17 protein-coding genes are annotated in these 19,270 nt (G+C 66.9%); 8 read left to right on the top strand and 9 right to left on the bottom strand.

Going from position 1 to position 19,270, the window contains the following annotated elements; all coding sequences use genetic code 11:
* Window positions 1-137 precede the first annotated feature (137 nt).
* Window positions 138-1,262, top strand: coding sequence for a zinc-dependent alcohol dehydrogenase family protein (locus tag BMZ69_RS18645; protein ID WP_092159335.1), 1,125 nt, complete (start codon window positions 138-140; stop codon window positions 1,260-1,262).
* A gap of 3 nt (window positions 1,263-1,265) precedes the next feature.
* Here BMZ69_RS18645 and BMZ69_RS18640 read toward each other — a convergent pair whose 3' ends face one another.
* Window positions 1,266-2,447 (bottom strand): MFS transporter, encoded by a 1,182-nt coding sequence (locus BMZ69_RS18640; RefSeq protein WP_092159333.1) that lies wholly within the window; start codon window positions 2,445-2,447, stop codon window positions 1,266-1,268.
* Between the two features lie 48 nt (window positions 2,448-2,495).
* Here BMZ69_RS18640 and BMZ69_RS18635 point away from each other — a divergent pair, with 48 nt between their 5' ends.
* Entirely contained in the window at window positions 2,496-3,050 is a 555-nt protein-coding gene (locus tag BMZ69_RS18635; protein WP_092159322.1) for an Lrp/AsnC family transcriptional regulator, read from the top strand.
* A 3-nt stretch (window positions 3,051-3,053) separates the two neighbouring features.
* On the opposite strand, the gene BMZ69_RS18630 is transcribed toward BMZ69_RS18635, so the two are convergent.
* From BMZ69_RS18630 to BMZ69_RS18600, 7 genes are all read right to left on the bottom strand, one after another.
* Window positions 3,054-3,776 (bottom strand): class I SAM-dependent methyltransferase, encoded by a 723-nt coding sequence (locus BMZ69_RS18630; protein WP_175506863.1) that lies wholly within the window; start codon window positions 3,774-3,776, stop codon window positions 3,054-3,056.
* A gap of 111 nt (window positions 3,777-3,887) precedes the next feature.
* Window positions 3,888-5,321 (bottom strand): aldehyde dehydrogenase family protein, encoded by a 1,434-nt coding sequence (locus tag BMZ69_RS18625; protein ID WP_092159318.1) that lies wholly within the window; start codon window positions 5,319-5,321, stop codon window positions 3,888-3,890.
* Between the two features lie 166 nt (window positions 5,322-5,487).
* Window positions 5,488-6,183 (bottom strand): ABC transporter ATP-binding protein, encoded by a 696-nt coding sequence (locus BMZ69_RS18620; protein ID WP_092159316.1) that lies wholly within the window; start codon window positions 6,181-6,183, stop codon window positions 5,488-5,490.
* A gap of 1 nt (window position 6,184) precedes the next feature.
* Window positions 6,185-6,934, bottom strand: a complete 750-nt coding sequence (locus tag BMZ69_RS18615) for an ABC transporter ATP-binding protein (RefSeq protein WP_092159314.1) — start codon at window positions 6,932-6,934, stop codon at window positions 6,185-6,187.
* Entirely contained in the window at window positions 6,931-7,881 is a 951-nt protein-coding gene (locus BMZ69_RS18610) for a branched-chain amino acid ABC transporter permease (protein ID WP_092159312.1), read from the bottom strand. The genes BMZ69_RS18615 and BMZ69_RS18610 overlap by 4 nt, the downstream gene beginning before the upstream one ends.
* On the bottom strand, window positions 7,881-8,786 hold the full coding sequence (locus BMZ69_RS18605) for a branched-chain amino acid ABC transporter permease (RefSeq protein ID WP_092159310.1): 906 nt from the start codon (window positions 8,784-8,786) through the stop codon (window positions 7,881-7,883). The genes BMZ69_RS18610 and BMZ69_RS18605 overlap by 1 nt, the downstream gene beginning before the upstream one ends.
* A gap of 165 nt (window positions 8,787-8,951) precedes the next feature.
* Window positions 8,952-10,247 carry an ABC transporter substrate-binding protein gene (locus BMZ69_RS18600; protein WP_092159308.1) on the bottom strand — a complete coding sequence of 432 codons (1,296 nt, stop codon included), beginning with the start codon at window positions 10,245-10,247 and terminating at the stop codon, window positions 8,952-8,954.
* A 372-nt stretch (window positions 10,248-10,619) separates the two neighbouring features.
* Between BMZ69_RS18600 and BMZ69_RS18595 the strand changes: the two genes are divergently transcribed.
* From BMZ69_RS18595 to BMZ69_RS18570, 6 genes are all read left to right on the top strand, one after another.
* Window positions 10,620-11,762 (top strand): CaiB/BaiF CoA transferase family protein, encoded by a 1,143-nt coding sequence (locus tag BMZ69_RS18595; RefSeq protein ID WP_092159306.1) that lies wholly within the window; start codon window positions 10,620-10,622, stop codon window positions 11,760-11,762.
* A gap of 7 nt (window positions 11,763-11,769) precedes the next feature.
* On the top strand, window positions 11,770-12,927 hold the full coding sequence (locus BMZ69_RS18590) for an acyl-CoA dehydrogenase family protein (RefSeq protein WP_092159433.1): 1,158 nt from the start codon (window positions 11,770-11,772) through the stop codon (window positions 12,925-12,927).
* A gap of 5 nt (window positions 12,928-12,932) precedes the next feature.
* Window positions 12,933-13,781: an HTD2 family dehydratase gene (locus tag BMZ69_RS18585; RefSeq protein WP_092159304.1), complete on the top strand. Its 849-nt coding sequence runs from the start codon at window positions 12,933-12,935 to the stop codon at window positions 13,779-13,781.
* A 181-nt stretch (window positions 13,782-13,962) separates the two neighbouring features.
* Window positions 13,963-15,918, top strand: coding sequence for a bifunctional 2',3'-cyclic-nucleotide 2'-phosphodiesterase/3'-nucleotidase (locus tag BMZ69_RS18580; protein WP_092159302.1), 1,956 nt, complete (start codon window positions 13,963-13,965; stop codon window positions 15,916-15,918).
* A gap of 17 nt (window positions 15,919-15,935) precedes the next feature.
* Window positions 15,936-16,229 carry a hypothetical protein gene (locus BMZ69_RS18575; RefSeq protein WP_092159300.1) on the top strand — a complete coding sequence of 98 codons (294 nt, stop codon included), beginning with the start codon at window positions 15,936-15,938 and terminating at the stop codon, window positions 16,227-16,229.
* 140 nt (window positions 16,230-16,369) lie between these two features.
* Entirely contained in the window at window positions 16,370-18,094 is a 1,725-nt protein-coding gene (locus BMZ69_RS18570; RefSeq protein ID WP_092159298.1) for an ABC transporter ATP-binding protein, read from the top strand.
* A 19-nt stretch (window positions 18,095-18,113) separates the two neighbouring features.
* Here BMZ69_RS18570 and leuB read toward each other — a convergent pair whose 3' ends face one another.
* Complete coding sequence (gene leuB, locus BMZ69_RS18565) at window positions 18,114-19,223, bottom strand: 3-isopropylmalate dehydrogenase (protein WP_092159296.1); 1,110 nt, start codon at window positions 19,221-19,223, stop codon at window positions 18,114-18,116.
* Window positions 19,224-19,270 lie beyond the last annotated feature (47 nt).

Genomic DNA, 19,270 nt, shown 5'->3' with positions numbered 1-19,270 from the left:
GAGCCGCGTCAGCGGCGTCTCGAAGGGTGCTCCAGGAGGCTCCGGAACCATCTGGAGCATCCTTCGAGATGCAGCCTGAAGGCTGCTCCTCAGGATGAGGGCTGAGAGACGGAACATCGAAGCCACGAGGACCCGCCTTGAAGACCCGCGCCGCCGTGCTGCACGCCAGCCCCGTCACCGCGCCCTATGCGCAGTCGAAGCCGCTCCGGATCGAGGAGGTCGAGCTCGCCCCGCCCGCGATGGGCGAGGTGCTGGTCAAGGTCCGCGCCGCGGGCTTGTGCCATTCCGACCTCTCGGTGATCGACGGCAACCGGCCGCGCCCGGTGCCGATGGTGCTCGGCCATGAGGCTGCCGGCGAGGTCGAGGAGGTCGGGCCCGGCGTCACCGACCTCAGGAAGGGCGACCGCGTCGTCATGGTCTTCGTGCCCTCCTGCGGCCATTGCGCACCTTGCAGCGAGGGGCGCCCCGCCCTGTGCGAGCCCGGCAATGCCGCCAATGGCGTCGGCGAATTGATGGCGGGCGGGCGCCGGCTCTCGCAGAACGGCAAGCCGGTCAACCATCATGTCGGCGTCTCCGCCTTCGCCGAGCACGCGGTGATGTCGCGCCATTCGCTGGTGAAGATCGAGGCCGACATCCCCCACGAGATCGCCGCGCTCTTCGGCTGCGCCGTGCTGACCGGCGTCGGCGCTGCGGTGAACACCGCGAAGGTCCGCGCCGGCGAGACGGCGGCAGTCGTCGGGTTAGGCGGCGTCGGCCTCGCGGCCCTGCTCGGCGCCGTCGCCTGCGGAGCCTCGCGCGTCATCGCGGTCGACCTCTCGGACGAAAAGCTCCGGATCGCCCGCGAGCTCGGCGCGACCGACACCTTCAATGCCGGCGCGCCCGATGTGGTCGAGGCGATTCGGGCCGCCACAAAGGGCGGCGTCGACCACGGGCTGGAGATGGCGGGCTCGGTCAAGGCGCTGGAGCTCGCCTACCAGATCACCAGGCGCGGCGGCACGACGACGACGGCCGGCCTTGCCAATCCCGCTCACACTATGGCGCTGGCGCCGGTCCGCCTCGTCGGCGAGGAGCGCACGCTCAAGGGCTCCTATGTCGGCTCCTGCATCCCGGTGCGCGACATTCCCCGGTTCATCGACCTCTACCAGCGCGGCCGCATGCCGGTCGACAGACTCTGGACCAGCTCGAGCCCGCTCGAGGGGATCAACGAGGGCTTCGACGCACTGAATGAAGGCCGCACGATCCGGCACGTCATCCAGATGTAGGAATCAGGCGCTTGCCGTTGCCGCGCGCGGCGCGAGCGCAGCGGCGAGCGCCGCCACCAGCATCAGCGCGACCGCAAGCCCGGCGAGCGCTGCGAAACCGGCGCTGGCATAGAGCGGCCCGAAGCCCGTCGTCCCGGCAAAGAGCGCGAGATAGGTGACGCCGCTGTTGAGACCCATAATCGCGCCGCGGCGGCCGGGATCGAGTGCTCCCAGCCGCAGGATCAGCACGTTCAGCGCGGCGTGATTGGCCATGCCCCAGCAGAAGACGACGACGAGCAGGGCTACATAGGAGATCGCAGCTATGGCCATCGCCAGATAGACGCCGCCGACAAGCGCGAAGAACAGCGGCAGCAGACGGGCTGGGCCGAGGCGATCGATCCAGCGGTCGAGAAAGGTCGTCGCACCGAAGCCGAGCCCATAGCACAGTGCCAGCAGGCCGCCGGCGCTGACCGGCAGGCCGAGCCCGCGATGAAGATGATCGCCGACATAGCCGTAGACGCCGTAAAACGACGCCATGAAGGCGGCGCATGCGAGCAGCAGCGGCGCGATGCCGGGCACCCGTAGCGCAGAGAGCGGCGACGGCGCGGCGCGTCCGGTCGCAGTTCCACCCGCGGTCAGCTTCGTGGTCCCCGCCATGGCGGCGAGCCCGGCGGCGACGACGATGGCGTAGACCATGCGCCACCCCAACAAGTCGGCAATCACCGCCGAGAGCGAGACGCCGGCGACCATGCTGAGCGTCCAGCCGAACAGGACGACGCCGAGCGCGTCGCTCTCGCGGCCGGGCGGCGCGGCCAGAGCGGCAAGCGTATAGATCGCCGGCAGCGCGAGGCCGGCGGCGAGCCCGGCCAGCAATTGCGCGCCAACGAAGGCCGGCAGGACCGGCGCAACCGCGCTCGCGGCGAGAGCGGCAAGAAAAGCCAGTTGGGCATAGCGCAGCACGCGGCCCGCGCCGAAGCGGTCGATCAGCCCGGCGAGCAGCAGCGCACTCGCCGCCGTGCCGATGCCAAAGGCTGCCGAGGCCGTCATTACCGCCGGCACACCGCTGGCAAAGCTCTCGGCGACGCGCGGCGCGATCGGCCCCAGCGCCAGCGAATTCGCGCCGACGAGCCCGATGCACAGGCAGAGCGCATAAGCTGCCGCGGGGATGTGGGGTGCTTCCAAGCTCGTTTGATTTCTATTCGTCATTTCGACAGAATGACCGAATGAAATTCTGGTTCAATCGGAGATCGACGAATGCTCGAAAAAACAGATGGCGTTCGGCGCAGCCGGGGAGCGGAGCGCGAACTCGATGCGATGGACCGAAAACTGTTAGGTGTCCTGGTCGAGGATGCGACGATCAGCTACGCCGATCTCGGCGAGCGCGTCGGCCTGTCGCCGCCGGCGGCGCATGAGCGGGTGAAGCGACTGCGGCGCTCGGGCGCGATCAAGCGGGTGGCGGCGCTGATCGAGCCCGAGGCGACCGGCAAGACGCTGCTCGCCTTCGTCCATGTCGACACCACCGGCTGGGGCAAGACGACGACGCTGCTGGCGATCGAGGCGCATCCCGAGGTCGAGGAGATTCATTCGGTCGCGGGCGACACCTGCATGATGCTGAAGGTGCGGACCGAGAGCACGCATGCGCTCGAAGGCCTGCTGGCGAAGATCTACGACGTGCCCGGCGTCACCGCGACCCGCAGCTATGTCGTGCTCTCGACCTATCTGGAGCGGCCGGTCCAGCCCGGCATCACCGGCGAATGGCCAGGGCGGGTCAAGGACCCTCGGCTGCCGGCCCCAGCCGGCGCGGCCTGAGCCTCAGCCAAACATCGCGGGATTGACCGAGGGCTTCGGTCCGATCGGCGCCTTGAGGTGATGCAGCCGCAGCGGCTGGTGCAGGACATAGCCGCCCTTCTCGTGCTCAGACAGCGCCTCGAAGCGGGCGATCAGCTTGTCTTGCGCCGCCTGGGCCCGCTCCTCGCGCGAAGGGTCGATCGCCACGGCGCGCGCCATGAAAGCGGCGGCATCGGGAAAAGCCTCGATCCGGTCGTATTCGATCTGCCTGATCTCGCTGACGATGCCGCGGCGCCTCGCCCTGACGATCGCATCCTGAGCCGCCTGCCGGACCTCGGTCTCGTCCTCGATCAGCCGCAGCGTGTCGAAGAACGAGCCTTCCGAGAGCGATTCGACGACGATGACGCTGCCGCCCTTGCCGACGACGCGAGCTGCCTCCTCCAGCGCCAGCAGCATGTCGGGCACCGGGACATGGTGCAGGCTGTTGAGGAAGATCGCCGCGTGCATGCTGGCGTCGCCCCAGGGCAAAAGCTGGGCGCAGCCGTGCTTCAGAGCAGCCTTCGGGACGAGCGCCTGTGCGACTTCGAGCATGGCCTCATCGGGATCGAGCCCGGCGACGCTGGCGCCACGCTCGGCCAGCGCCTGCAGCAGATCGCCACGGCCGCAGCCGATATCGAGGATGCGCCGGCCCTGCAGCGGCGCAAGCAATCCTCCCAGGATATCGACGGTATCACCTACCGGCCGCATGCCCATGACAAATCAATGCTTGCGCCCGCTACCGGGCGCAAGACCTGCTCCCGCACGATCCCAAGCTACTCCTTACGGATGACAACCTGGCCGCGTTCTACGCGTTCCCTGTCACCCGTGCTTGTGCACAATCGTCTTGGCGACGGCGAACTCCTCCAGCGCCATGAAGCCCTTCTCGCGGCCATGGCCGCTCTTGCCGGTGCCGCCGAAGGGCAATTCGATGCCACCGCCGGCGCCATACCCGTTGATGAAGACCTGGCCGGCGCGGACGCGCTTGGCGACGCGCTGCTGGCGCCCGCCATGATTGGTCCAGACACCGGCAACGAGGCCGTAAGGGGTGGAGTTGGCGAGCTTCACCGCATCCTCCTCGTCGTCGAAGGAGAAGGCGGCGAGCACGGGGCCGAAGACCTCTTCCTGCTCCAGCCGGTTGCCGCGCGGCACCTGGCCGAACAGGGTCGGCGTCACATAGAAGCCGCCATTGGGCACGCCCTGCGCGATCGCGCCCTCAGCGAGCACAGGGATGCCCTGCTCGCGGGCCTGATCGACGAAACTCTGCACCCGGCCACGCTGCTTGGCGTTGATCACCGGTCCGCAATCGAGATCCATCTCGGGCGTGCCGGCGCGCAGCTTGGAGAACTGCCTGGCGACGGCGCCGACGAAATCGTCATAGATGGTCTTCTGGACCAGCACGCGGCTGCCGGCCGAGCAGGTCTGCCCGGTGTTCTGGACGATCGCCTTGCAGACGATCGGCACGGCCGTATCGAAATCGGCGTCGTCGAAGACGATCTGGGGCGACTTGCCGCCGAGCTCCAGCGTGCAGGTGATGAAGTTGTCGGCGCAGGCCTTCTGGATGATCTGGCCGACCTGCGGCGAGCCGGTGAAGGAGATGAAGCCGACGCCAGGATTGCGGCAGAGCGCCTCGCCTGCCTCATGGCCACGGCCGGTGACGATGTTGATGGCGCCGTCCGGGAAACCGACTTCCGTAGCGAGCTCGGCGAGGCGCAGCGCCGTCTGGCAGGCGTCCTCGGCCGGCTTCAGCACCACGGCATTGCCCATGGCGAGCGAGGCGGTCAGCGAGCGGCCGAACATCTGCGCCGGATAGTTCCAGGGCAGGATATGGCCGGTGACGCCATAGGGCTCGTGCACGACGCTGACATTATAGCCGTTGAGGAACGGGATGATGTGGCCATGCACCTTGTCGGCGGCGCCGCCATAGAACTCGAAATAGCGCACGGTCGCCTCGATATCGGCGCGCGCCTGTGCCATCGGCTTGCCGGTGTCCTGCGCCTCGATCCGCGCCAGCTCGTCGAAATGGTCCTGCACCTTGAGCGCGAGCTTGGAGATCAGCCGGCCCCGCTCGGCCGCGGTCAGTTTGCCCCAGGCGCCTTCATAAGCGGCGCGGGCGGCACGCACCGCATCATCGATGTCCTCGGCAGTGCCGCAGGCGATGCGGGTGAACTCCTCGCCGGTCGCCGGGGCGAGCACCGCCATGGTCTCGCCGGTGCGGCCGGCGACGTGCCGGCCGTTGATGAAATGCTGGGTCATGATGGTCTCCTCAAATTCTTAGTGCCCCAAAGCACCTTTTCCTCAGCCCTCATCCTGAGGAGCGATCGCAGATCGCGTCTCGAAGGATGCTCCAGCTCGTACCGGAGCCTCCTGAAGCATCCTTCGAGACGCCGCTACGCGGCTCCTCAGGATGAGGGCTTACAATTCAATGCAGCCCGGCTGCGGCGAGCGAGCTTTCGGCCAATTGCGTTTCGCTGACCTCGCCGCGCTCGATCGCATAAGCCTTAGCCGCGAAGTTGCGCAGCAGACTGGGGTTGGATTCGGTGATCAGCAAGGCGATGTCGGGATGGCTGTCGCGCAAGGCGCGCAGGGCGGCGGCATAGCGGTTGGCCAGAACCGGGGCGAGACCCTGGAAGGGCTCGTCGAGCAGGATGACGCGGCTGCCGACCATCAGCGCGCGGGCGAGCGCCGCCATCTTGCCCTGGCCGCCGGAGAGGCCGGCGGCGGGACGCTGGCGCAGATCGGCGAGCTCGGGCAGCACCGCATAGATGCGCTCCAGCCTTCTTACGATCTCCGCCTCGCCGAGCTTCATCACCTCGGCCGGCAGGCGGATGTTCTCCTCGATGGTGAAGGTCGAGAACAGCCGGCGATCCTCGGGCGCATAGCCGATGCCAAGACGCGGCCGCTCATGCGCCTTCACGCTGTCGAGCGATTTGCCGTCGAAGCTGATCGCGCCGCCGGTCACCGTCATGAAGCCCATGATGGCGCGCAGCAGGCTGGTCTTGCCGGCGCCGTTGCGGCCGATCAGGGCGACGGTCGCGCCCTCCTCCAGCGACAGCGAGGCCCGGCGCAGCACCTGCACGCCTTCGATCTCGGCCGAGAGCTCCCTGATCTCCAGCATCTCAGACCCCCACCCCGATCACGGTCTCGCGGACTTCCGGATGGCTGAGTATCTCCTCCGGCGTGCCCTGATGGGCGATGCGCCCGCCGGTCCAGACCGCGACGCGATTGGCGTAGCGGGCGACCACATCCATGTCGTGCTCGACGAAGACCGCGGTGGTGGCGCGGGCGTCGAGCACGCGGGTCAGCGTGTCCATCACCTGGAATTTTTCGGTCGAGGACACCCCGCTGGTCGGCTCGTCCATGAAGATCAGCTTCGGTTCGAGCGCGAGCGCGACGGCGATGTCGATCAGCTTGCGCATGCCCTCCGGCAGTTCGCGGACGATGCGGTTGCCGGTCGCCTTCAGGCCGACCAGATCGAGCAGCGCCCACATCTCCTCGGCTTTGGGGTGGCGCTGCATGGCGAGGAAGGGCGACCAGGAGCCCTCGCGCGCCGAGAGCGTCAGCAGCAGGTTCTCGATCACGGTGTTGTCGAGGAAGAGCTGCGGGATCTGGAAGGAGCGGCCGATGCCGAGGCGGGTGATCGCCTGCGGCGACAACTTCGTCACGTCCTGACCGTTGAAGACCACTCGGCCGGATTGCGGCTTGAGATACCCGGTGCAGAGATTGATGAAGGTGGTCTTGCCGGCGCCGTTCGGGCCGATGATGGCGATGCGTTCGTTCGCCGCGACCTTGAGCGAGGCGCCATTCGCCGCCTGCACGCCGCCGAAGCGCAGATGGAGGTCATCCGCCTCGAGGATGACGCCGCTCATCGCCCGCCCTCCTCGCGCTGCGGCCTGCTCTTGCCGGCGACGATGCCGTAGAGGCCCGCCGGCGCGAAGAAGATGATGACCAGCAGCATGACGCCGAGGACGGCATGCCAGGTCTCGGGCGCATAGACCGCGGCATAGCCGCGGATGATCTGGAACATCAGCGCGCCCAGGAACGGCCCGGCGACGCCGCCGATACCGCCAAGGATCGCGATGAAGACGAACTCGCCCGAGCGCACCCAATAGGCCAGCTCCGGCGTGACGTGGCCGGAAACCAGCGCGATGATCGCGCCGCCCAGCCCCGCCAGCAGGCCGGAGAGCAGATAGGCGCCGTAGAGCACTTTTCTTGGGGAGACGCCGAGATATTCGAGCCGCGTCTCGTTCGATTTGATCGCCTCCAGCGCCTTGCCGCCGGGCGAGAGCAGATAGCGCGCGACGAAGAGCGCGGCGACGATGCAGAGCACCAGCGTGACATAGAAGGTCGCGAGCTCGAACTGCTCGCGGCCGAATTCGATGCCGGCGAAGGTCGGCCGCGGCACGCGCTTGCCGTCGGCGCCGCCGGTGATCGGGAAGAGCTTCTCCAGCAAGGAAAAGAACACCATGGAGATGGCGAGGTTGAGCATGCCGAAGAAGATCGCGCGGTAGCGCACGACGAAGAGGCCGACGATCGCCGCAAGCAGCCCCGAGGCCGCTATGCCGACCGGGATCAGGATCAGCGCCTCATGCCCGAGCTTGGCCGCCGCCAGGAAGGCCACCGCATAGGCGCTGAACGAGAAGAACAGGCCGTGGCCGAAGGAGACCTGCCCGGCGCGCAGCAGCACCATAATGCCGAGCGCCGCGAGGCCCTCGCACAAGGCCACAGTCAGGATCACCGTCGACCAGGGCGAGAACAGCGGGAAGACCGCGAGCGCCGCGATCAGCGCGAGGCCGAAGACGAGCTGGCGCGCCATCACACCTTCCTCGTCTGCACTGTCGAGAACAGGCCCTGGGGACGGACCAGCAGCACGAGCATCATGATGAGATAGGGGATCAGCACGTCGAACTCCGGCGCGAAATAGACTGCGGCCGAGCGTCCGAGGCCGATCAGCAGCGCAGCGACCGCCGCGCCCTCGATGCGGCCGAGCCCGGCCGTCGCCGCGACCGCGAAGGACAGGACGAGCGTCCCGGCGCCGATGCCGGGCGTCAGCGAGGTCGTGGCCGAGGCGAGCGCGCCGCCGAGCGCTGCCAGCGAGGCGCCGATGATGAAGGTGATCAGGTAGACGCGCGCCGCGTCGATGCCCATCGCGGTCGCGGCCTCGCGATCCTGCGTCACCGCGACGATGGCGCGGCCGAAGCTGGTGCGACGCAGGAAGAAACGCAGGCCGAGCAGCACCGCGAGGGCGACCAGCGGCATCAGGACGAGCTGGTAGGTGGTGTAGAAGATGCCGAAGACCTCGACCGTGCCGAGCCAGTTCATCGGGGCGTTGGCGAAATAGGGCTGAACGCCGAAGACGACCTTCTGCGCATCCTCCAGGATCATGAAGACGGCGAAGGTGACGATCAGCTGCAGCACCTCCTCCTTGCCGTAGACCCGGCGCAGTAGGGCGATCTCGACGAGGCCGCCGACGAGGATGCCGACCAGCGCGGCGGCGAGCAGCAGCGCCGGGAAGGCGAGCCAGGTCGGCAGGCCGGCGGCGCCGAGGGCGAGCACGGCAGCTGCCGCGACATAGGCGCCGATCGCATAGAACGAGCCATGGGCGACATTGACGATGCCGAGCACGCCAAAGATCAGCGACAGCCCGACCGCGACCAGGAAGATCAGCGAGCCATAAGCCAGGCCGTCGAGCGCGGCGAGGAGAAGCATTTCAGGAGGCATGCGGTCCGTTCTTCAGAAAGCCGATCGAGTAGCCGTCTACGAGAGCGCCGTCATCCCGGGCGACCGCAGGGAGACCCGGGATCCATTCCGGAACGGTTCAGGAATGGATCCCGGATCAGCGCCGCTTCGCGGCGTGTCCGGGATGACGGCGAGTATGTACGGGGCCTACTTCGCGTAGTCGAAGGTCTCGATCGACTTGTCGGTGACGAGGTCCGGCTTCACCTTGGCGAACCAGTCGAGCGACTTCTCGCCGAGCGGCGTGGTCACCAGCTTGCCGGGATAGAGCGCCATCTTGTCGTAGACCGCGAAGGGGAATTCCGGCACGCGCTTGGTGGTGCCGAGCAGCTGGTCCTCCAGCCCCTGATGATCCGCACGGATGGTGATCGTGCCGGTGAGCGACTTGAACTCCAGCCCCTCGAAGGCGGCGATGACCTCTTCCTTGCTCGGCCATTTGCCACCGGCGCCGGCCTTCTCATAGGCCTTCACCAGGCCAGTCAGGGCCTGCTGCATGTGGAAGGTCGGGTAGATCGGATAGACGCCGGTCTTGTCCTTGTACGCCTTGACGAAGGCTTGCATCTCCGGCGCATCCTTGTGCTTGGGATGGCGCCAGTAATGGTCGCCGCGGCTGCCGACGATGACGCCCTCCGGCAGGACATTGCCGAGCCGCTCCAGCGAGCTTTCCGCCAGCGGCAGCACGAAGGTCGACTGCTTCAGGAGACCGCGCGCCGCCGCCTGCTGGACGAAGGTGTCGAGATCGCCGCCCCAGGAGGTCGAGATCACGACGTCCGGCCGCAGCGCCGAGAGGCGGGTGATCTCGGTCGAGAAATCAGGCGCGCCGAATTTCGGGAAGAGCTCGGCGACGACCTTGACGTCGGGCTTCAGCGCCTTGAGGCCGGCCTGCAGCAGCGCCCAGGATTCACGGCCCCAGGCATAGTCCTGGTTGACCACCGCGACCGATTTGAAGTCGGGCTTCACCTTCATCAGGTAGAGCAAGGTCGCCATCATCTCGGCGCCGGCATGAGCCTGGGTGCGGACGGAGTATTTCCACTTGCCGTCCTCGAAGATGGTCTGTGTGCCGCAATCCCACATCACGTTGACGACCTTGAGGTCCTCCGCGACCGGGGCGAGCGCATTGCAGGAGCCGGAGGAGATTGCGCCCAGCATCACCTGCGCGCCCTGCTCCTGCACGACGCGGCGATATTCGGAGAGGAGCTGATTGGTGCCGGCACCCTCATCGACATAGACCGGCTTCACCGGCACGCCGAGCACACCGCCCTTGGCGTTGATCTCCGCGATCAGGAGGTCGGCAGCGTTACGGCCGGGTACGCCGAACACGGAGGCCGGGCCCGACAGGAAGGTGGCAATGCCGACCACCAGCTCCTTCGGCTTGTCCTGCGCCATGGCCGAACTTGCGAGCAGCGTACTAGCCAGCGCGACCAGCGCCAGTTTCATCGTCTTCATGAGCATCCTCCCTGAATCTCGCATGACATCGGGCGCTCTTCGGCGGCGCCTCGTCCGGCGAAAAGGGGCGCATAGAGCCCGCAGTCGGACAAGAAGGATAAAGCGATGAAGGCCATAGGGTTTTTCTATGGAGCCGGGCGCTATGGCCGCCATCGCGAAACGCTATTTGACTTCCCGAGGCCGAAAGCCACCTCTCGCCACATCCTCAGCCCTCATCCTGAGGAGCGCTCCTTGAGGAGCGCGTCTCGAAGGATGCTCCAGCTGGTTCCGGAGCCTCCTGAAGCATCCTTCGAGACGCGAGCTTTGCTCGCTCCTCAGGATGAGGGCTTGTGGGGCAAGAAGGCGACGGCTGGCGGACGAAGCAGACCAAAGATGACGAATGCTCTCGATGGAATCCTGGTGGTGGCGCTGGAGCAGGCGGTGGCCGCTCCAATGGCGAGCTGCCGGCTCGCCGATGCCGGTGCGCGCGTCATCAAGCTGGAGCGCGAGGAGGGCGATTTCTCGCGCGGCTATGACGATTATGCCGGGGGCCTCTCCTCCTATTTCGTCTGGATCAACCGCGGCAAGGAATCCTGCCGGGTCGACCTCAAGGATCCGAATGACCTCGCCCTGGTCGAGGCGATGCTCGCCGAAGCCGACGTCTTCATCCAGAACTTCGCGCCTGGCGCGACCGACCGGCTCGGCATCGGCAGCGAGGCCTTGCGGAAGCGCCACCGCAAGCTGATCACCTGCGACATCTCCGGCTATGCGCCGGGCACGCCGCACTACACCAAGAAGGCCTATGATCTCCTGATCCAGGCGGAAACAGGCCTTGCCGCCGTCACCGGCAGCCCTGACTCCGGGCCAACGCGGATCGGCATCTCGATCGCCGACATCGCCACCGGCAATGCCGCCTATGCCGCGATCCTTGAGGCCTTGATCCGGCGCGAGCGCACCGGCGAAGGCTCGCGCATCCAGCTCTCGCTGTTCGACACCATCGCCGACCTGATGAACGTGCCCTATCTGACCCGGCGCTATGGCGGGATCGAGCCGCCGCGGCTTGGCCTCGCCCACCCCTCGATCGCGCCCTATGGCGTCTTCCGCCTCACCGATGCCGAGGTGCTGATCTCGATCCAGAGCGAGCGCGAATGGCAGATCATCGCCCGCGACGTGCTGGCCGATCCCAGCCTCCTCGACGACCCGCGCTTCGCCAGCAATGTCCTGCGCGTGCGCAACCGCCCTGCCCTCGACGCCGCGATCCAGGCGATCCTGATCAGCCGCTCTTACGCCGAGACGGCGGCCGGGCTCGATGCCGCCCGCATCGCCTATGGCACCGTCTCGACGATGGCCGATCTGATCGACCATCCGGCCGCGACCGCCTTGCCCGTCCCGACCCCGAACGGCCCCATCGAGGTGCTGGCGCCGCCGGTACTGGTCGATGGCAAGCGCGTGCCGATGCGGGCGCCACCTAGCCTTGGTGAGCATGACGAAGCACTGCGCCGCGAATTTGCGGCGAAGGCGGCACGATCAGCCTGAGATGAGCATGACGACACCGAACGATCACACCGACATCCGAGAGGCGGTCGCCAGGCTCTGCGCCGGCTTTCCCGGGGAATACTGGCGCAAGCTCGACCGCGAGATGGCCTATCCCAGCGAGTTCGTGACGGCGCTCACCGAGAGCGGTTTCCTCTCGGCGCTGATTCCCGAAGAATACGGCGGCGCCGGCCTGCCGCTCTCGGCCGCCGCCGTCATCATGGAAGAGATCCAACGGCAGGGCTGCAACGGTGCCGCCTGCCATGCCCAGATGTATGTGATGGGCACGGTGCTGCGCCACGGCACGCAGGACCAGAAGCAGCGCTATCTGCCGAAGGTCGCCTCGGGCGAGTTGCGCCTGCAGGCCTTCGGCGTCACCGAGCCGACCAGCGGCACCGACACCACCGCGCTGCGCACCACCGCCCGCCGCGAGGGCGACCACTACATCGTCAACGGCCAGAAGATCTGGACCAGCCGGGCGGCGCAGTCCGACCTGATGCTGCTGCTCGCCCGCACCACGCCGCGCGACCAGGTGCAAAAGCGCACCGACGGACTCTCGGTCTTCATCTTGGACATGCGCGAAGCGCTTCAGGCCGGCCTCACCATCCGGCCGATCCGCACGATGATGAACCACGCCACCACCGAGGTCTTCTTCGACAATGTCAGGGTCCCCGCCGCCAACCTCGTCGGCGAGGAGGGCAAGGGCTTCCGCTACATCCTCTCCGGCATGAATGCCGAGCGCATCCTGATCGCCGCCGAATGCGTCGGCGATGCGAAATGGTTCATCGACAAGGCGTCGAGCTACGCCAAGGAGCGCCAGGTCTTCGGCCGGCCGATTGGCCAGAACCAGGGCATCCAGTTCCCGATCGCGAAAGCCTACGCCAATATGCGCGCGGCGGAACTGATGGTGCGCGAGGCGATCCGGCTCTACGAGGCCGGCGCCAATCCGGGCGCGGAAGCCAACATGGCCAAGATGCTGGCGGCGGATGCCTCCTTCGAGGCGGCCAATGCTTGTGTGCAAACCCATGGCGGCTTCGGCTTCGCCGAGGAATACGACATCGAGCGCAAGTTCAGGGAGACGCGGCTCTACCAGGTCGCGCCGATCTCGACCAACCTGATCCTGTCCTATCTCGCCGAGCATGTGCTCGGCATGCCGAGAAGCTACTGAGCCCGATGAATATCGATCATCTGAAGTCCTGGATCGGCAAGACCGAGGAAGCCTCCGACCTGATCACGCCGCGGCTCGTCGCCAGCTATGAGGCGACGTTCTCTCCTCATCTGGCGCCATACCAGCGAGGCGAAGCGCCGCTCGCCCTGCACTGGTGCCTCGCCCCGCCGATCTCACCGATGGCGGCGCTGGGCCAGGACGGGCACGCCGCCAAGGGCGAGTTCCTGCCACCTGTGCCGCTGCCGCGGCGGATGTGGGCGGGCGGGCGGATCGAGACGATCGGCCCGTTGCGGACCGGCGACGAGGTCACCCGCCATTCGACCATCGGCGACGTCAGCTACAAGGATGGCCGCAGCGGCCCGCTCTGCTTCGTCGCTGTCGATCACGAGCTCGTCACGGCCCGCGGAGTCGCGCTGCGCGAGCGCCACAACATCGTCTACCGCGAGGCCGCCAGGCCAGGTGCCGAACCAGCACCTGCTCCGACCCCGCCCCAACCACCGCAGCCACGCGCCGCCGACCTGACCTGGACGGTCGAGGCCGATCCGGTGCTGCTGTTCCGCTATTCGGCGCTCACCTTCAACGGCCACCGCATCCATTACGACCAGCCCTATGTCACCGGCGTCGAGGCTTATGCCGGGCTCGTCGTGCACGGGCCGATCCAGGCGACGCTGATCATGAACATCATCGCGACGCTCTCCGGCGGCGAGCCGATCCGGCTCGACTATCGCGGGCTCGCGCCGCTGATCGCCGGCGAGGCGTTCCAGGTGAAGGCGAAACGGCTCCCGGACGGCGCCATCGCCGCCTGGACCGAGGGCGCCGACGGGCGGGTGCGGATGGAGGGCGTGAGCCGCTGAAGCACGTCATTCTCGGACGGAGCGAAGCGCAGATCCGAGAATCTCATGACGAGAAGGCGCTGATGGCAGCCTCTTCCGGTCTGAGATGCTCGGGTCAAGCCCGAGCATGACGTTTACCCCCGTGTCACGGTCCTGCCATGGTGCTAGCGTCTGTCGCAGCACCTTGCTTCAGGAGCCGATGATGGACCGCGCCCCCCGTTTCAGCCGCCGCGACACGCTCAAGGCCGGGGCCGCCATCGCCACGGCCGGAGCGCTTTCCAGCCCCTTGGCTGCGCAGGCGCCGGCCAGGCTCAAGCTCCGGCTGCTGGAGACCAGCGACCTCCACGTCAACGTCGTGCCCTATGACTATTTCCGCGACGCGCCCGACGACACGGTCGGCCTCGCCAAGACGGCGAACCTGATCAAGGCCGCCCAGGCCGAGGCGAAGAACAGCCTGCTCTTCGACAATGGCGACTTCCTGCAGGGCTCCTCGCTCGGCGATTTCGTCGCCTACAAGAAGGGGCTGAAGGCCGGCGAGACCCATCCGATGATCGCCGCGATGAACGCCCTGCCCTATCAATGCGGCACGCTCGGCAACCACGAGTTCAACTACGGGCTCGACTTCCTCGAGCACGGCCTCGCCCGTGCCGAGTTCCCGATCGTCTGCGCCAATGTCGACAAGGTCGGCGGCGGTACGCTGATCGAGCCCTGGCGCATCTTCGAGCAGAGCTTCGAGGACGAGGCTGGGACGAAGCATGTCCTCAACATCGCGGTGATCGGCTTCGTGCCGCCGCAGATCATGCAGTGGGACAAGGGCAATCTCGACCGCAAGGTCACCGCGACGGATATCGTCGACGCCGCGCAGAAATACCTGCCGGAGATCGCGCAGGCGCACCCCGACCTCACCATCGCGCTCTGCCATTCCGGCATCGCCGGCGGCGAGCGCAAGGGCGGCGAGGAGAACGCGGCGCTGCACCTCGCCAGGCTCGACGGCATCGACGTCGTCCTGACTGGCCACCAGCATCTCGTCTTCCCCGGCGGCAAGGCCTTCGACGGCATTCCCGGCGTCGACAACAAGAAGGGCTCGCTGCACGGCAAGCCGGCCTGCCAGCCCGGCTTCTGGGGCTCGCATGTCGGCATCGTCGACCTCGAACTGGAGAAGCGCGACGGACGCTGGCGCGTCGCCGAGTTCAAGGTCGATCCCAAGCCGATCTATGAGCGCACGCCCGACCGCAAGATCGTGCCGAGGGCGGAGGTCGAGGCGGCCGTGCTCGCCACGGTGAAGGCCGACCACGAGGCGACGCTGAGCTATATGCGCGAGCCGGTCGGCACGACGAGCGCTCCGATCAACAGCTATTTCGCCCTCGTCGCCGACGACCCGTCGGTGCAGATCGTGGCCGAGGCGCAGATCGCCTACGCCAAGCCCTTGCTGGCGCAGACGCCGCACAAGGACCTGCCCGTGCTCTCGGCCGCCGCGCCGTTCAAATCGGGCGGACGCGCCGGGCCGGCCTTCTTCACCGACATCCCGGCCGGGCCGATCGCGATCAAGAACGTCGCCGACATCTATCTCTACCCGAACACCGTGCAGATCGTAAAAGTCACCGGCGCGCAGATCCGCGAATGGCTGGAGCGCTCGGCCGGCATCTTCAACCGGATCGACGTGGCGAAAACCGAGGAGCAGCCGCTGATCAATCCCGGCTTCCCGGCCTTCAATTTCGACGTGATCGACGGCGTCAGCTACCAGATCGATGTGACGCAAGCCTCGCGCTATGATGGCGACGGCAAGCTCGCGGCGCCCGACGCGCGCCGCATCGTCGACCTCGCCTATCAGGGCAAGCCTATCAACGAGACGGCTGAGTTCATCGTCGTCACCAATAATTACCGCGCCTCCGGCGGCGGCAATTTCCCGGGCACCAAGACGACGGTGGTGCTGGAGGCGCCCGACCTCAATCGCGACGTGATCGTGCGCTACATCATCGAGAAGAAGACGATCAACCCGGCCGCCGACGGCAACTGGTCGTTGAAGCCGCTGCCGGCGAACGTCAACGTCACCTTCCCGACCGCGCCGGCCGCCGTGAGCAAGAAGCCGGAGGCGTTGAATGCGCAGCCGGTCGGCGATGCCGGGGAAGGCTTCGTGAAGTACCGGCTGGGCGGCTAACCGCTCAGGACCTGTTCTTGGTCGCCCAGCAGGCCGAGCCGCTCTGGACACTGCGCCAGACACCGTTCGCCTTGCAGCCTTCGAGCGGCTGGCTGCAAACGCGGGCGATGCAGGCGGACGCGTTGTTGCTGACCTTGTTGCAATTCTGCTCGCAGCTTTTGAACATTGCAGAGCAGGAGCTGGTGACCTGCTTGCAACCATCCTGGGCCTGCACGGGGCCATTCAGAAGCATGACGAACGACGCCGCTATGCCTGTCATGATCGCCAATCTATTCATGCCCACCCCCTCCGCGACCGAGCAACGATCGTGACGCGCACGATGGGCGCGTCAACGAAGCAGGGTCGGTACCTCCGCCGAACCTCCTCGCCCGATCGCCGCGATGCGGCCGGTGCGTAACGCTCCGTTTGTCGTCACCTGACCAGCTTGCCGCCAATATGCTAACAGGCCGCCATGCTGCGTCGCTTCTTCGCCTATTACCGTCCCCATCGCGGGCTCTTCATGCTCGACTTCGGCTGCGCCGTGATCTCGGGCCTGCTCGAGCTCGGCTTCCCGATCGCGGTGAAGCTGTTCGTCGACCAGCTCCTGCCGAGCGGGAACTGGAGCCTGATCGTGCTGGCCTCGCTCGGCCTGCTGATGATCTATCTCGTCAACGCCGGCCTGATGGTGGTGGTGACCTATTGGGGCCACATGCTCGGCATCAACATCGAGACCGAGATGCGCCGCAAGGCGTTCGACCATCTGCAGAAGCTGTCCTTCGGCTGGTTCGACAACCAGAAGACCGGCCATCTCGTCGGGCGCCTGACCAAGGATCTCGAAGAGATCGGCGAGGTCGCCCATCACGGCCCCGAGGACCTGTTCATCGCGGTGATGACCTTCATCGGCGCCTTCGTGCTGATGCTGATGGTGCACCCGCAGCTCGCCTTGATCACCGCGACGATCGTGCCGCTGATCGCCTGGCTGACCAGCCGCTATGGCCGGCGGATGACGGCGAACTGGCAAAAACTGTTCGGCAGCGTCGGCTCGTTCAACGCCCGAATCGAGGAGAATGTCGGCGGCATCCGCGTCGTCCAGGCCTTCGCCAATGAGGAGCATGAGCGCAGCCTGTTCGCGGTCGACAACCAGCGCTATCGCCGCACCAAGCTCGACGCCTATCGGCTGATGGCGGCCTCGACCTCGCTCTCCTATTTCGGCATGCGCCTGACCCAGATGGCGGTGATGATCGCCGGCGCCTATTACGTGCTGATCGGCGATCTCAGCGCCGGCGGCTTCGTCGGCTTCCTGCTGCTGGTGACGGTGTTCTTCCGGCCGATCGAGAAGATCAATTCGGTGATCGAGACCTATCCGAAGGGCATCGCCGGCTTCCGGCGCTACACCGAATTCCTGGATACGCGGCCCGATATCGCCGACCTGCCCGGCGCCATCGCGGTCTCGGGCCTGAAGGGCGATATCGCCTATGAGAATGTCAGCTTCGGCTACACGCCCGACCGCAAGATCCTGAAGGGGATCGACCTTACGATTCGCGCCGGCGAAACCATCGCCTTCGTCGGGCCGTCCGGCGCCGGCAAGACGACGATCTGCTCGCTGCTGCCGCGCTTCTACGATGTCGAAGGCGGGCGCATCACGATCGACGGGATCGACATCCGCCAGATGACGCTGGCCTCGCTGCGCGGCCAGATCGGCATCGTCCAGCAGGACGTCTTCCTTTTCGCCGGGACGCTGCGCGAGAACATCGCCTATGGCAAGCTGACGGCGAATGAGGACGAGATCGTCGAGGCTGCCAGGCGCGCAAGGCTCGACGAGATGATCGCGCGGTTACCGGATGGTCTTGACACGGTGATCGGCGAGCGCGGCGTCAAGCTCTCGGGCGGACAGAAGCAGCGCCTCGCCATCGCCCGGATGTTCCTGAAGAACCCGCCGATCCTGATCCTGGACGAAGCGACCTCGGCGCTCGACACCGAGACCGAGCGGGCGATCCAGGCCTCGCTCGCCGAACTGTCGAAGGGCCGGACCACGCTTGTGATCGCCCATCGCCTAGCGACGATCCAGGACGCCGACCGCATCATCGTCATCGACGAGAGCGGCGTCGCCGAGCAGGGCCGGCATCAGGAGCTGGTGCAGCGGCCGGGCATCTACCGCCGCCTGCACGAGGCGCAATATGGCAGTGGGCGGCGGTAGAGCCGCCGCCCACCGGATATCACCCCCGCGCTTCGAGCGCCTTGACGATGGCGTCGCCCATCTCGGTGGTCGAGACGGCGTTGGCGCCGGGCGCGGCGATGTCCTTGGTGCGGGTGCCGGCGCCGAGCACGTCGGCGATCGCGCCTTCGAGCCGATCGGCCGCCTCGCCGGCGCCGAAGGAATAGCGCAGCGCCATGGCGAACGAGCCGATCATCGCGATCGGGTTGGCGAGGCCCTTGCCGGCGATGTCGGGCGCCGAGCCGTGGACGGGCTCGTAGAGCGCCTTGCGCTTGCCGGTCGCCGGGTCCTCGGCGCCCAGCGAGGCGGAGGGCAGCATGCCGAGCGAGCCGGTCAGCATCGCGGCCACATCGGAGAGGATGTCGCCGAAGAGGTTGTCGCAGACGATGACGTCGTACTGCTTGGGCCAACGCACCAGTTGCATGGCGCAGTTGTCGGCGAGCACATGCTCGAGCTCGACATCCTTGTAGTCACGGGCGTGCTGGGCGGTGACCGTCTGCTTCCAGAGCACGCCGGTCTTCATGACGTTGTGCTTCTCGGCCGAGGAGACCTTGTTGCGGCGGGTGCGCGCCAGCTCGAAGGCGACGGCGCAGATGCGCTCGATCTCGCCAGTCGTATAGAGCTGGGTGTCGACGCCGCGCTTGCTGCCGTCCTCCAGCGTGACGATCTCCTTCGGCTCGCCGAAATAGACGCCGCCGGTGAGCTCGCGCACGATCAGGATGTCGAGGCCCTCGACCACCTCGGGCTTCAGCGACGAGGCCGAGGCCAGCGCCGGATAGCAGATCGCCGGACGAAGATTGGCGAACAGGCCGAGATCCTTGCGCAGGCGCAGCAGGCCAGCCTCTGGCCGGTGCTGATAGGGCACATCGGCCCATTTCGGGCCGCCGACCGCGCCGAAGAGCACGGCGTCGGCGTCCTGGGCGAGCTTCATGTCCCCTTCGGAGATCGCCGCCTTGTGGGCGTCGTAGGCGGCGCCGCCGACGAGGCCGCGCTCGAGCGAGAACGAGCCGAGGCCCTGCTTCTCGAACCAGGAGACGATCTTCTCGACCTGGCCCATCACCTCGGGGCCGATGCCGTCGCCGGGGAGCAGCAGGAGCTTGTGGTTCGCCATGGGTTCAGCCTCGCGCAACAGAAATGCGCTGGCTGCTTACGAGGCGC

The organism is Allobosea sp. CRIB-10 (assembly GCF_900112185.1).
In the GTDB taxonomy this organism is placed as follows: domain Bacteria; phylum Pseudomonadota; class Alphaproteobacteria; order Rhizobiales; family Beijerinckiaceae; genus Allobosea.
Note: the sequence above shows the minus strand (reverse complement) of the source record. Positions and strands in the feature narration are given on the sequence as shown.

Bases quoted from the DNA above. Each gene is read 5' to 3' on its own strand.
- BMZ69_RS18635 (WP_092159322.1), top strand. From the start codon at position 2,496: ATGCTCGAAAAAACAGATGGCGTTCGGCGCAGCCGGGGAGCGGAGCGC.
- BMZ69_RS18610 (WP_092159312.1), bottom strand. From the start codon at position 7,881: ATGGCGCGCCAGCTCGTCTTCGGCCTCGCGCTGATCGCGGCGCTCGCG.
- BMZ69_RS18580 (WP_092159302.1), top strand. From the start codon at position 13,963: ATGGACCGCGCCCCCCGTTTCAGCCGCCGCGACACGCTCAAGGCCGGG.
- BMZ69_RS18585 (WP_092159304.1), top strand. From the start codon at position 12,933: ATGAATATCGATCATCTGAAGTCCTGGATCGGCAAGACCGAGGAAGCC.
- BMZ69_RS18595 (WP_092159306.1), top strand. From the start codon at position 10,620: ATGACGAATGCTCTCGATGGAATCCTGGTGGTGGCGCTGGAGCAGGCG.
- BMZ69_RS18630 (WP_175506863.1), bottom strand. From the start codon at position 3,776: ATGCGGCCGGTAGGTGATACCGTCGATATCCTGGGAGGATTGCTTGCG.
- BMZ69_RS18590 (WP_092159433.1), top strand. From the start codon at position 11,770: ATGACGACACCGAACGATCACACCGACATCCGAGAGGCGGTCGCCAGG.
- leuB (WP_092159296.1), bottom strand. From the start codon at position 19,223: ATGGCGAACCACAAGCTCCTGCTGCTCCCCGGCGACGGCATCGGCCCC.
- BMZ69_RS18605 (WP_092159310.1), bottom strand. From the start codon at position 8,786: ATGCCTCCTGAAATGCTTCTCCTCGCCGCGCTCGACGGCCTGGCTTAT.
- BMZ69_RS18615 (WP_092159314.1), bottom strand. From the start codon at position 6,934: ATGAGCGGCGTCATCCTCGAGGCGGATGACCTCCATCTGCGCTTCGGC.
- BMZ69_RS18625 (WP_092159318.1), bottom strand. From the start codon at position 5,321: ATGACCCAGCATTTCATCAACGGCCGGCACGTCGCCGGCCGCACCGGC.
- BMZ69_RS18600 (WP_092159308.1), bottom strand. From the start codon at position 10,247: ATGAAGACGATGAAACTGGCGCTGGTCGCGCTGGCTAGTACGCTGCTC.
- BMZ69_RS18640 (WP_092159333.1), bottom strand. From the start codon at position 2,447: ATGACGAATAGAAATCAAACGAGCTTGGAAGCACCCCACATCCCCGCG.
- BMZ69_RS18570 (WP_092159298.1), top strand. From the start codon at position 16,370: ATGCTGCGTCGCTTCTTCGCCTATTACCGTCCCCATCGCGGGCTCTTC.
- BMZ69_RS18620 (WP_092159316.1), bottom strand. From the start codon at position 6,183: ATGCTGGAGATCAGGGAGCTCTCGGCCGAGATCGAAGGCGTGCAGGTG.